The organism is Variovorax sp. P1_H12_2, from assembly GCF_056405335.1.
In genome coordinates, this window is the sequence record NZ_JBFUCI010000351.1 from 1 (window position 1) to 11440 (window position 11440).

The 11440-nt window shown below is 66.7% G+C and carries 12 protein-coding genes and 1 pseudogene; 10 read left to right on the forward strand and 3 right to left on the reverse strand.

Annotation, left to right across the window (positions count from 1 at the left end; genetic code table 11):
• The coding region (locus AC1D2K_RS26575) for an acetyl-coenzyme A synthetase N-terminal domain-containing protein (protein ID WP_478092322.1) at nt 1–252 on the reverse strand (252 nt) is incomplete at its 3' end.
• A gap of 265 nt (nt 253–517) precedes the next feature.
• Here AC1D2K_RS26575 and adh point away from each other — a divergent pair.
• Complete coding sequence (gene adh, locus AC1D2K_RS26580; RefSeq protein WP_478092324.1) at nt 518–2038, forward strand: aldehyde dehydrogenase; 1521 nt, start codon at nt 518–520, stop codon at nt 2036–2038.
• Between the two features lie 11 nt (nt 2039–2049).
• Complete coding sequence (locus AC1D2K_RS26585) at nt 2050–2457, forward strand: DUF779 domain-containing protein (protein ID WP_478092326.1); 408 nt, start codon at nt 2050–2052, stop codon at nt 2455–2457.
• A gap of 22 nt (nt 2458–2479) precedes the next feature.
• Here the strand turns inward: AC1D2K_RS26585 and AC1D2K_RS26590 are convergent, their stop codons facing one another.
• Nucleotides 2480–3322, reverse strand: a complete 843-nt coding sequence (locus tag AC1D2K_RS26590) for a substrate-binding periplasmic protein (protein ID WP_478092327.1) — start codon at nt 3320–3322, stop codon at nt 2480–2482.
• A 9-nt stretch (nt 3323–3331) separates the two neighbouring features.
• Nucleotides 3332–3757 carry a cytochrome c-550 PedF gene (gene pedF / locus AC1D2K_RS26595; RefSeq protein ID WP_478092340.1) on the reverse strand — a complete coding sequence of 142 codons (426 nt, stop codon included), beginning with the start codon at nt 3755–3757 and terminating at the stop codon, nt 3332–3334.
• 361 nt (nt 3758–4118) lie between these two features.
• Here pedF and AC1D2K_RS26600 point away from each other — a divergent pair.
• The 8 genes and pseudogenes from AC1D2K_RS26600 (at nt 4119) to AC1D2K_RS26635 (ending at nt 11316) form a co-directional block, all read left to right on the forward strand.
• A pseudogene (locus tag AC1D2K_RS26600) lies at nt 4119–6006 on the forward strand (sigma-54-dependent Fis family transcriptional regulator).
• A 265-nt stretch (nt 6007–6271) separates the two neighbouring features.
• The gene (gene pqqA / locus AC1D2K_RS26605; RefSeq protein ID WP_478092343.1) at nt 6272–6346 is read left to right on the forward strand and encodes a pyrroloquinoline quinone precursor peptide PqqA; all 75 of its coding nucleotides are present in this window, start codon (nt 6272–6274) and stop codon (nt 6344–6346) included.
• A gap of 68 nt (nt 6347–6414) precedes the next feature.
• Nucleotides 6415–7347 carry a pyrroloquinoline quinone biosynthesis protein PqqB gene (gene pqqB, locus AC1D2K_RS26610; RefSeq protein ID WP_478092329.1) on the forward strand — a complete coding sequence of 311 codons (933 nt, stop codon included), beginning with the start codon at nt 6415–6417 and terminating at the stop codon, nt 7345–7347.
• Complete coding sequence (gene pqqC / locus AC1D2K_RS26615) at nt 7344–8114, forward strand: pyrroloquinoline-quinone synthase PqqC (protein ID WP_478092331.1); 771 nt, start codon at nt 7344–7346, stop codon at nt 8112–8114. The genes pqqB and pqqC overlap by 4 nt, the downstream gene beginning before the upstream one ends.
• Nucleotides 8111–8386, forward strand: a complete 276-nt coding sequence (gene pqqD, locus AC1D2K_RS26620) for a pyrroloquinoline quinone biosynthesis peptide chaperone PqqD (RefSeq protein ID WP_478092332.1) — start codon at nt 8111–8113, stop codon at nt 8384–8386. The genes pqqC and pqqD overlap by 4 nt, the downstream gene beginning before the upstream one ends.
• Complete coding sequence (gene pqqE / locus AC1D2K_RS26625) at nt 8383–9564, forward strand: pyrroloquinoline quinone biosynthesis protein PqqE (protein ID WP_478092334.1); 1182 nt, start codon at nt 8383–8385, stop codon at nt 9562–9564. The genes pqqD and pqqE overlap by 4 nt, the downstream gene beginning before the upstream one ends.
• Nucleotides 9558–10292, forward strand: coding sequence for an ABC transporter ATP-binding protein (locus AC1D2K_RS26630; protein ID WP_478092336.1), 735 nt, complete (start codon nt 9558–9560; stop codon nt 10290–10292). The genes pqqE and AC1D2K_RS26630 overlap by 7 nt, the downstream gene beginning before the upstream one ends.
• A 25-nt stretch (nt 10293–10317) precedes the next feature.
• Nucleotides 10318–11316, forward strand: a complete 999-nt coding sequence (locus tag AC1D2K_RS26635) for a PQQ-dependent catabolism-associated beta-propeller protein (protein ID WP_478092338.1) — start codon at nt 10318–10320, stop codon at nt 11314–11316.
• Nucleotides 11317–11440 lie beyond the last annotated feature (124 nt).

The following is an 11440-nucleotide window of genomic DNA, read 5'->3' on the forward strand; positions in this document are numbered from 1 at the left end:
CTCGCCGTCCTCGAACCACTTGTAGAAAGGCGCATTCGATTCGTCGAGCGTGCGCGTGAAGGGCTGGGTCCACACCACGTTGGCTTGCGCCTGGCGGGCCCAGAAGCCGTCGAAGTCGTCCGCGGCTTCCTTGCAGAGCGCGTCGTACGCCGCCATGCTGGCGATGCGCGCGCCCTGGGTGGCGCGGGCGTCGGGGGAAAACACGCGGGTTTCGATCAAGACCGATTCGATGGTCTTCGATGTGTTCGTCATCACTGCTTCATCTCTCTTCCTTCGGGCATTGGAGTCGGACGAACGCGCAAGATCGATGCCCAGGCTCGCGAGCCCGGCACTGGCTCAATCTGCAACACCTGCTCCGCTTCGGCACAGGACCAGGCACAACGCGGTCACGCCGATGTGGAGCACTCCAATCCAAAAGGCATTTCCTGACAACGACTTGGATCGCCTGGCACGTGCTGGCCCGCCGATTGCGGGACAGTCCATGCGTTCCTTCCTCAACTTCAACGGAGATGATTTCATGGACATGGCAGAAATGCGCAACCTCGGCATTGCGAACCCCTTCAAGAAGCAGTACGGCAACTACATCGGCGGCCAGTGGGTCGCGCCGATCGACGGGCAGTACTTCGACAACCTGACGCCGGTGACCGGTCAGCCCTTCACAAGCATCCCGCGCTCGAACGCGAAGGACATCGAGGCGGCGCTCGATGCCGCGCACAAGGCCAAGGCCGCCTGGGGCCGCACGTCGCCGACCGACCGCGCCAACATCCTGCTGAAGATCGCCGACCGCATGGAGCAGAACCTCCGGACGCTGGCCGTGGCCGAGACGCTCGACAATGGCAAACCGCTGCGCGAAACGATGGCCGCCGACATGCCATTGGCCATCGATCACTTTCGCTATTTCGCATCGTGCGTGCGGGCACAGGAAGGCGGCATCAGCGAGATCGACCACGAGACCTATGCGTACCATTTCCATGAGCCGCTCGGCGTGGTGGGACAGATCATTCCGTGGAACTTTCCGATCCTGATGGCGGTGTGGAAACTGGCGCCGGCGCTGGCTGCGGGCAACTGCATCGTGCTGAAGCCGGCCGAACAGACGCCCGCTTCGATCCTGGTGCTGATGGAGATCATCGGCGACCTGCTGCCCGCGGGCGTGCTCAACGTGGTCAACGGCTTCGGCCTGGAGGCCGGCAAGCCGCTCGCGTCGAGCCCGCGCATCGCCAAGATCGCCTTCACCGGTGAGACGACCACGGGCCGGCTGATCTCGCAGTACGCGAGCCAGAACCTGATCCCGGTCACGCTGGAGCTCGGCGGCAAGTCGCCCAACATCTTCTTCGAGGACGTGCTTGCGGCCGATGACGCCTTCTTCGACAAGGCCCTGGAAGGCTTCGCGATGTTCGCGCTGAACCAGGGCGAAGTGTGTACCTGCCCGAGCCGCGCGCTGATCCAGGAATCCATCTACGACCGATTCATGGAACGCGCGATCCAGCGCGTCGAGGCGATCACGCAGGGCCACCCGCTGGACACCGCCACCATGCTGGGTGCGCAGGCCTCGCAGGAGCAGATGGAAAAAATCCTCTCGTACATCGACCTCGGCAAGCAGGAGGGCGCCCAGTGCCTGACCGGGGGCGAGCGCAACCTGAAGAACGGCGAGCTGGCGGCGGGCTACTACATCAAGCCGACTGTGTTCAAGGGCCACAACAAGATGCGCATCTTCCAGGAAGAGATCTTCGGGCCGGTGGTGTCGGTGACGACATTCAAGACCGAGGAGGAGGCCCTCGAGATCGCGAACGACACGTTGTACGGCCTGGGCGCTGGCGTGTGGAGCCGCGACGGCGCACGCGCCTTCCGCATGGGCCGCGGCATCCAGGCCGGCCGTGTGTGGACCAACTGCTATCACCAGTACCCGGCCCATGCGGCCTTCGGCGGCTACAAGCAGTCGGGCATCGGCCGCGAGAACCACAAGATGATGCTCGACCACTACCAGCAGACCAAGAACCTGCTGGTGAGCTACAGCCCGAACAAGCTGGGCTTCTTCTGAGAGAGCGACCCATGTCGCCCGGCACGCACCCTCACGCGCCGGCCATCGCGCCGGTGGGTCGCGTGTCCGCGACGCCGGCCGCGCAGGCGCTCATCGAGCGTCTGCGCGCGCAGCATGGTCCGTTGATGTTCCACCAGTCGGGGGGCTGCTGCGATGGCAGCGCGCCGATGTGCTTCACCCTGGGCGAGTTCATCACGGGCGATGCCGACATCTGCCTCGGCGAGATTGCGGGCACGCCCTTCTACATGAGTCGATCCCAGTTCGAATACTGGGAGCACACGCACCTGATCATCGATGCGGTGCCAGGCAACGGCGGCATGTTCTCGCTGGAACGTCCGACCGGGCTGCGCTTTCTGACGCGCTCGCGGCTCTACGACGACGCCGAATGGCAGGCGCTGGAAGCACAGGGCCGGCCGTAGCCGGACCCGCGCACTGTTTCTTTCACGGCGCCAGCCAGGCGACGTTGGCGCGTTCGAACATGCTGCGCAGTCGCCCGCTGCTGGCGAGGTCGTTGATGCCGGCTTGCAGTGCCTGCGCCAGGTCGGTCGCGTCCTTCTTCACCGCCATGCCCACCGCCCAGCCGTTGCGTGGGGCGCGCGGCGAGGGCAGGGGCGCGATCGCAAACCGCGCGTCGCCGCGCAGCACCGACTCCAGCTCCGACGCAAGACCCGCGGCAGCGGCCACCTCGCCGCGCTGGAGGGCATGCGCGGCCGCGGTCCCGTCCTTCCATTGCGTGCTGAGCTGGTTGCGATAGGCTCCGCCTTCGGCGCCGATCATCAACCAGCCGGCCAGCGTTTGGCCGGGCACAGCCACCTTCGCATCGCCCAGGTCCGAGAATCGATCGAGCCGCGGCAGGCGGTCGAGCTGCCGTGCCAGAACGACGCGCTCGCGACAGTACGGCGCGAAGATGGTGGCCTGTGGCGTCTCGTCGATCAGAGGCTTGTCGACCGGCACGTGCATCAGCACGTCGGCCGGGCCGAAACCCAGGTAGTGCCCGCGCCACACCATGTTGCGCAGGTCGTCGCCCATGTTTTCATCGGCGTGGAACGGCAGCATCGACAGCTTGACGCCGAGCGTGTCCGCCAGCGCCTGCGCCAGATCGACGTCGATGCCCATGCCGTCGTCATGGAATGGCGGCATGTCCTTGTAGATCGCGACGATGAGCGTCCCGCGCGCGCGAATGCGCTCCAGCGGCAAGGCGCGCGCGATGAGCGGCGCACCCGCAAGGCCGGCTGCGCCGAGCCAGCGCAGGCAGTCGCGGCGCGACGGTGGAGAGGCGTGCATGGTCGGCCCCTACATCGGCTTGTCGCGACGGGTCTCGAGGTAGGCCTTGATCGACCAGATGGCCTCCTGGCTCATCACGCCTTCGAATGGGGGCATGTAGACCGCACCGTTGCGCGTGCGGCCGTGGCGTACGGTGGTCAGGAAGTAGTCGTCCATCTCCTTGATGCACGCGGCCTTCTTGGCGGCGTCCTTCAGCGCCGCACAGTCGTTGTCGATCTTGCGCAGATCGGGCGCGATGCCACCGGAGATCGCCTCGATGCCATGGCAGCGCGCGCAGTTCTGGTTGTAGGCGGAGGTGCCGATCTTGATGGCCGGCGCGTTGCCGCGATAGGGGTTCTCGGGGCGCCATTCCTTGCCCAGTCCGGGCAGTCCGCTGGTGTCCACGGCCTGTGGCGTCACGTCGCCATGCGACCACGCCACGGTGGCGCCGGCCATGCAGATGGCTGCACCGAGCAGCACGCCGGCCTTTCGGCCCGCCCAACCCCACGTTGCCTTCCTGCGAATCAGGCTGCCCAGCCGCCACCCGGCGCTCGGATCGAAACTCGTCATGTCAGTCTCCGTTCGTGCATAAGTAGAAACATGACCAGATCCGCAAACGCCGTGCCACTCGGAGTTGTTGCAAGCGGGTACACAAATTGCGTGGAAAGCTCCGTCATGTGGCATCCTTGTCGTCTGGCAGCCGACGTGTGACAGCGAGGGTCGGCTTCCGATGTATCAAAACGGAACACATTGGCCGATCCCACGATGTTTTTCGAACGAGAGAACCTGCTCGCCTAGAAGCAGAGGAGACAGACAAATGGTTGACAACCACCGTGCGCTGGCCACGACCGCCAAGACCTGGACCACGCCTGCAGTGCTGCCCGTCCCACCGCAGCCGGCGCGAACGGAGCTGATCGAGCAGTGGCATCAACGCTGCGCAGCCCTGGGTCTGACCCGCATGGAAAGGCCCGACTTCGAGCCCCTGATGCGCAGCGATCTCACCGTGGCGCGCGAACGAAACCAGCGCCTGTTCACCCACGCCGCACCCGTGATGGAAATGCTCTTCGAGCAGATCGTGAACACCGAGAGCATGATCGTGCTGGCCGACATGACGGGCACCATCCTTCATTCCGTCGGCGACGACAAGTTCCTGCAGCGCGCCGACAAGGTCGCGCTGACGCCGGGCGTGAACTGGGCAGAGCACTCCAAGGGCACCAACGCGATCGGCACCGCGTTGTTCGAGGAGGCGCCCACCGTGGTCCACGGCGGCGAGCATTTCATCCACGCCAACCACTTTCTCACCTGCTCGGCGGCGCCCATCTTCGACCCGCGTGGCAACATGCTCGGCGTCCTCGACGTCACCGGCGACCAGCGCTCCTACCATCAGCACACGATGGGCCTGGTCCGCATGTCAGCGCGCATGATCGAGAACCAGTGGTTGTCCGACGACTATGGCCGGCGGGCGGCAGTTTCATGTCAACGCGCGGTTCAACGGGCCACAGCGGTCTGTGGTCATGGAGCCGACGTTGTCGCCGGCAGCCACCGATGTGGCCGTCGAGCGCAGGGCGGCCGGGGCCGAGAGCRGCAAGCGCTCGGGCTCGCTGGCCGGCGACACGGCGCATTCCGCCGACGGCACGCTGTTCTCGGGCCTGCACTACCTGAACACGGGCGACCCGCAGATCGGTGCGCTGGTCCGGAAGGTGCAACGCGTCATCAACCGCGACATTCCGCTGCTGATCCTCGGTGAGACGGGCACGGGCAAGGAATTGCTGGCGCGCGCGGTCCACCAGGATTCGAACCGCGCCAAGCAGCCCTTCGTGGCCGTCAACTGTGCATCGATTCCGGAGTCGCTGATCGAGGCCGAGCTGTTCGGCTATGAAGACGGCGCCTTCACGGGCGCTCGCCGCAGGGGATCGGTCGGGCGCATCGTGCAGGCCAACGGCGGCACGTTGTTCCTCGACGAGATCGGTGACATGCCGCTGGCCCTGCAGGCCCGTCTGCTGCGGGTGCTGCAGGAGCGCAACGTGACGCCACTGGGCAGTCTCAAGTCGATTCCGGTGGACATCGCGGTGATCGGTGCGACCCACCGCAAGCTGCGCGAGATGATCGAGGCCGGCTCGTTCCGCGAAGACCTGTACTACCGCCTGAACGGCCTGGTGGTGAAGCTTCCCGCACTGCGTGAGCGCAACGACCTGGATGTGGTGGCGCGCCGGATCCTGCTGGCCGAGTGCCCGCATGGCACACCGGACATCAGCGCGGCGGTGATGTCGCTGTTCCAGGGCTACCCCTGGCCGGGCAACGTGCGCCAGCTTGCGAACGTCCTGCGCACGGCGTCGGTCATGGCCGCGGGCGAACGAGAGATCGCGGAGCACCATCTGTCGGATGACTTCCTCGAGGATGTGCGATGCACACGCCAGCGACCGGAGCCCGTGGCGTTCGTGGCGATGCCGGTCGCGCCGCCCGCGCTCGACGCTGCCCCTGTCCGTTTCGCGCCCGTGCCCGACGAGCGCGCGGCGCCGCCTACCGTCACGCCCGCACCGTCCCCGGCGATGAACGAGGCCGCTGCGCCCCGTACGCTCGGCGAGTCGGAAGTCGAGCTGATCCGCAACGCCGTTGCCGCCGCCAACGGGAACATCTCGGTCGCCTCCAAGCAGCTGGGCATCAGCCGCAACACGATCTATCGGAAGCTTCGCTGGGCCAAGTGAAGCGCGCCAGCGCCCGACGGTCCTAAGGGACTACCCTGTACCGCCGTCGCACGGCGCTGTACCACCCTGGAACACTCCCCCCCGGGCATCGGCCCCCAGGGCCCTTCCGACGTCCCATTCCCGCCCTCTGACGTCTTCGAAATAGGGGCAATCCCGAGTCTTTTCGCCCATGCGGCACCCTGCCGCCGCAGGCATGCGATTTGCGAAACAGCACAGGCCCCAAAGGCAATTCCGCCTGGGCCTGTTCTGCTCTGAAGGAGACTCCATGAAATGGTCGCAACCCGCGTTTGAAGACATGCGCTTCGGCTTCGAGATCACGATGTACATCTCGCACCGCTGACCCCTCGCAAGCCGGTGGCGGGCGGCCTCCCGTCGCCCTGCCGCCGGCCCGAATCTTCCCTCCTCATCATGCAAATACTCGTGCTCGGATCCGGCGCCGGTGGCGGATTTCCGCAATGGAATTGCAACTGCCGGCAGTGCGCCGGCCAGCGCCTGGGCGCATTCCCCTCGCAGGCGCGCACGCAGAGCTCCATCGCCGTGTCGAGCGACGGCGAATCGTGGGTGCTTCTCAATGCCTCGCCCGACATCGGCCAGCAATTGCGCAGCCATGCAAAACTGCATCCACGCCACGGCGTGCGCGACACGCCGATCAAGGCCGTCGTGTTGATGGATGCGCAGATCGACCACGTCACCGGCCTGCTCGGCATGCGCGAAGGCCCGTGCATCGACATCTATGCGACGCCCTGCGTGTTCGAGGACCTGACCACCGTCTTCCCGGTGCTCAGCGTGCTCGAACACTATTGCGGCACACGCTGGCACATGCTTGCGGTGGCCGGCACCAGGACCAGCGCTGCCTTCACCGTCGAACGGTTTCCTTCGCTTCGCTTCACGGCGGTGGCCATTCCGGGCAAGGCGCCACCCTATTCGCCCCACCGCCGCGAGCAGACGGTCGGTGACAACATCGCGCTCCTGATCGAAGACCTCGCAGACGGCAAGTGCCTGTTCTACGCGCCGGGCCTGGCGGAGGTTGGCGCGCACGAACTGCAGTGGATGCACGGCGCCGACTGCCTGCTCGTCGACGGCACCTTCTGGGTCGAGGACGAAATGCTGAACGCCGGCCTCAGCCGCAAGACGGCCAGCGAGATGGGCCACCTGCCGCAGATGGGCAGCGACGCACGCCTGGGCATGGTCGACGTGATGCTGGCCACGGCCGCGCGGCGCAAGGTTCTGATCCACATCAACAACAGCAACCCGATCCTGGACGAGGCCAGCGAGCAGCGCCGCCTGCTCGACAGCCACGGCATCGAGGTGGCCTACGACGGCATGGAGATCACGCTATGACGGCAACTTGTCTGAATCCGCGCGAAGCGGCGCGCGACGAACTGCAGCGCCTGTGGGCCTTCGACGAGTTCGAGGCCCGCCTGCGCGCCTGCGAGTCGCGTTACCACATCCACCATCGTTTCAACCGGCGGCTCAATCGCGGCGAACTGCAGCCCTTCCAGGTGCGCGCCTGGGTGGCCAACCGGTTCTACTACCAGGTCAACATCCCCCGCAAGGACGCGGCGGTGATGTCCAACTGCGACGACCGCGCCGAACGCCGACGCTGGATCCTGCGCATGCTCGATCACGACGGGCGTGGCGACTACGCGGGAGACGACGCAGGTGGCATCGAGGCCTGGGTCCGCCTCGCAGAGGCCGTGGGCCTGGATCCGGCCGACCTCTGGGCGCATCGCCACGTGCAGCCCGCCGTGCGCTTTGCCGTCGACGCCTATGTCAACTTCGCGCGCCAGCGCCCCTGGGAGGAAGCGGCCATCTCGTCACTGACCGAGATGTTCGCACCGAAGATCCATGCCGACCGGCTCGCCGGCTGGCCTGCGCTGTACCCGTGGATCGACGTCGAGGGCCTGGCCTACTTTCGCAGCCGCATCCCGCTCGCCACGCGCGACGTCGAACACGGACTCGACGTTGCAAGGCGCTGGTGCACCACACGCGCGCGTCAGGAACGCGCACTGGCCATCCTGCACTTCAAGCTCGACATCCTGTGGTCGATGCTCGATGCGATTGAACGCGGCTTTCCGGACGACCTGCCAGCGGCACAACGACCATGATCACGCCCGACGCCCAGCCCCGCCTGTCGAGCCTGTACCGGATGCAGTTCGAGCCGGCCCAGGACAGCTGGATCCTGCTCTACCCCGAGGGCATGGTGCGCCTCAACCCCCCGGCCGCCGAGATTCTGCAACGCTGCGACGGTCGGCGCACGGTGGACGAGATCGTCACCGACCTGGAAATCGCCTTCGCGCAATCCCCTCTGCACGACGACGTGATGGTCTTCCTGAGCCAGGCACTGCAACGCGGCTGGCTGCAAGAGGCGCCATCATGACCGGCCACGGCGCGGCAGGGCCACCGCTGTGGCTGCTCGCGGAGCTGACCTATCGCTGCCCTCTGCACTGCGCGTTCTGCTCGAATCCGGTCGACTATGCGCGTCACCAGGACGAGCTCGACACCGCAAGCTGGCAGCGCGTGCTGACCGAAGCACGCGCGCTCGGCGCCGTGCAGCTCGGCTTCTCGGGCGGCGAGCCGCTGCTGCGGGACGACCTCGAGGAACTCGTCGCGCACGCGCACGGCCTGGGCTTCTACACCAACCTCATCACGTCCGGCGTCGGGCTCACCCGTGCGCGCGCCAGCGCGCTGAAGACGGCCGGCCTCGATCACATCCAGCTCTCTTTCCAGGACTCGACGCGCGAACTCAACGACTTTCTCAGCTCCACGAAGACCTTCGACCTGAAATCGAAGGTTGCCGGGATCATCAAGGCCGAGGGCTATCCGATGGTGCTGAACTGCGTGATGCACCGCTTCAACCTGCAGCATGTCGAGCGCATCATCGGGATGGCCGAGCGCATGGGCGCGGAATTTCTGGAGTTGGCCAACACGCAGTACTACGGCTGGGCCTGGCTCAACCGCGCCGCCTTGATGCCGACGCCGGCTGAACTGCGCGATGCGGAGGCCATCGTTGACATGCACCGCGCGAGGCTGGCGGGCCGGATGAAGATCCTCTGGGTCTCCCCCGACTATGCGGATGCCAAGCCCAAGCCGTGCATGGCCGGCTGGGGTTCGGTGTTCATGGTGGTCGCGCCGGATGGCATCGCCATGCCCTGCCACAGCGCCCGCATGCTGCCGGATCTGGYGCTGCCGAATCTGCAAGAGATGTCCGTGCGCGAGGCCTGGCACGGAAGCGAGGCCTTCAACCGCTACCGYGGCCAGGGCTGGATGGACCCGACCTGCAGCGATTGCGACGAACGGCATCGTGACTTCGGTGGCTGCCGTTGCCAGGCCTTTCTGGTCACGGGCGACGCGGCCGCGACCGACCCGGTATGCCCGAAGAGTGCGCACCGAGGGCGCGTCGACGACATGCTGGACGCCGCCGTCAGGGCGCGCGCCGATGGCGTGTCCATGCACACGTTGCGCTTCGTGCCGGGTGCAGGGCGAGGTGCAGGCCTGATGTTCCGCAGCGACGAGAACTCGCTCGCCTGCAGCGCGGCGGGCGCCCTCCCATGCTGAAGATCCGCGGCCTCACGCAGCGCTACGGTGCATGCGTCGCGCTGGATGCGCTGAGCCTTTCGATCGCGCGCGGCGCCTTCGTCGTGCTGCTGGGGCCGAACGGGGCGGGTAAGTCCACGCTGTTCCAGGTGCTGACCGGCTTGTTCGCGGCCGATGAGGGCGACATCGAGGTGGCCGGCCTGTCGATGCGCAACGATGCGCGCCGTGCGCTCGCGCACATCGGCGTGGTGTTTCAGCAGCAGTCGCTGGACCTCGATCTGAGCATCGCGCGCAACCTGCAATTCCATGCCGACCTGCAAGGCCTGCCATGGCATGTGTCTCGCGAGCGGATTGCCTTCGAGGCTGCGCGCCTCGGACTCACGGCGGACATGCAGCGCAGCGTGCGCGAGCTCTCCGGCGGCAACCGGCGCAAGGTCGAGTTGGTACGCGCGCTGCTGCACCGGCCCGACCTGCTGCTGATGGATGAGGCCACGGTCGGACTCGATCCCCGATCGCGCCACGACCTGGTCCATGGCCTGCAGGACGAGGTGCGCCAGCGCGGTGTGACCGTGCTGTGGGCCACGCACCTGGTGTCGGAAGCGGAGCATGCCGACCGTGTGCTGGTGCTGCACCGCGGGCGCCTGCTCGCCGACGGCACCCCCGCCGAAGTGAGGGCCACGCTGGGCGGCGCGACGCTGGAGGCGGCCTTCCTGAGCGCCACGCGTTCTCCTGCAACGACAGCAATGTGAGCGACAACCCGCGAGGCACCACCGCATGACCTGGTACACCCCCCTCCAGTCGGCCCCCTTGGTCGCTTTGGTCGCTTTGGCCGCTGCACTCGCGGCGCTGCCTGCGGCCGCCAGAGACAGCCAGCTCGCCTTCGTCTCCAGTGAGAAGGACCACGCGATCACCATGGTGGACCTGAAGACGCTGGCCGTCGTCGGCGTCATCCCGACCTGCAAGCGTCCGCGCCACATGCAAAGACTGAACGGCAACACCCAATTGATGGTGGCGTGCAGCGACTCGGGCCGGGCCGACATCATCGACCTGGCGACGCGCAAGTCGGTCGCGAGCGCGCCGCTCGGCGACGATCCGGAGGTATTCGACCTCTCGGCGGACGGCCGGACCGCCTATGTGTCGGCCGAGGACGACGGCACGCTCAACGTGTTCGACCTGACGGCGAAGAAGCTGGTCAAGGGCGTGCCCGTCGGCAAGGAACCCGAAGGTGTGAAGGTGTCGCCTGACGGCAAGCGCGTGTACGTGAGCTCGGAGATCGCGAACATGGTGCATGTGATCGACGCGGGCTCGCTCAAGGTGATCCGCAACATCCCGGTCGGCCCGCGCCCGCGTCGGTTCGCCTTTTCGGCCGACGGCAGCGAGCTGTGGGTGACCAACGAACTGGGCAGCAGCGTCAGCGTGATCTCGACGGGCGAGCTGAAGGTGCTGGCCACCATTCCCTTCGCGGTCAAGGGCCTGCGTCCGGACGACATCACGCCGGTCGGCATCACCTTGTCGCGCGATGGCAGGACGATGTACGTCGGGCTGGGCCGTGCCAACCAGGTGGCCTTCGTCGACGTGGCGTCGCGCGCCACGACGGCCCTGGCCCTGGTGGGCAAGCGGGCCTGGGGCGTGGCGATCAATCGAGATGGTTCTCGTCTGTTCGTGGTCAACGGCTTGTCGGATGACATGACGGTGATCGATGCCGCCACCGCGAAGCCGATCAAGACCATCGCCGTTGGACGCGTGCCGCACACGGTGGTCGTCGATGACTAGGATGAAACACCCCCCGACGCGCCTGCGGCGCCCCGAGTCGCTGCCAGAGACAGCGGCTCTTCGGGTCCGTCCAAGCCTGCGCAGGCAGGCTTGGAGCCGCGGACCTCAGCCCCCTCAAGGGGGG

Bases quoted from the DNA above. Each gene is read 5' to 3' on its own strand.
- adh (WP_478092324.1), top strand. From the start codon at position 518: ATGGACATGGCAGAAATGCGCAACCTCGGCATTGCGAACCCCTTCAAG.
- AC1D2K_RS26585 (WP_478092326.1), top strand. From the start codon at position 2,050: ATGTCGCCCGGCACGCACCCTCACGCGCCGGCCATCGCGCCGGTGGGT.
- AC1D2K_RS26590 (WP_478092327.1), bottom strand. From the start codon at position 3,322: ATGCACGCCTCTCCACCGTCGCGCCGCGACTGCCTGCGCTGGCTCGGC.
- pedF (WP_478092340.1), bottom strand. From the start codon at position 3,757: ATGGCCGGCGCCACCGTGGCGTGGTCGCATGGCGACGTGACGCCACAG.
- pqqB (WP_478092329.1), top strand. From the start codon at position 6,415: ATGCAAATACTCGTGCTCGGATCCGGCGCCGGTGGCGGATTTCCGCAA.
- pqqC (WP_478092331.1), top strand. From the start codon at position 7,344: ATGACGGCAACTTGTCTGAATCCGCGCGAAGCGGCGCGCGACGAACTG.
- pqqD (WP_478092332.1), top strand. From the start codon at position 8,111: ATGATCACGCCCGACGCCCAGCCCCGCCTGTCGAGCCTGTACCGGATG.
- AC1D2K_RS26630 (WP_478092336.1), top strand. From the start codon at position 9,558: ATGCTGAAGATCCGCGGCCTCACGCAGCGCTACGGTGCATGCGTCGCG.
- AC1D2K_RS26635 (WP_478092338.1), top strand. From the start codon at position 10,318: ATGACCTGGTACACCCCCCTCCAGTCGGCCCCCTTGGTCGCTTTGGTC.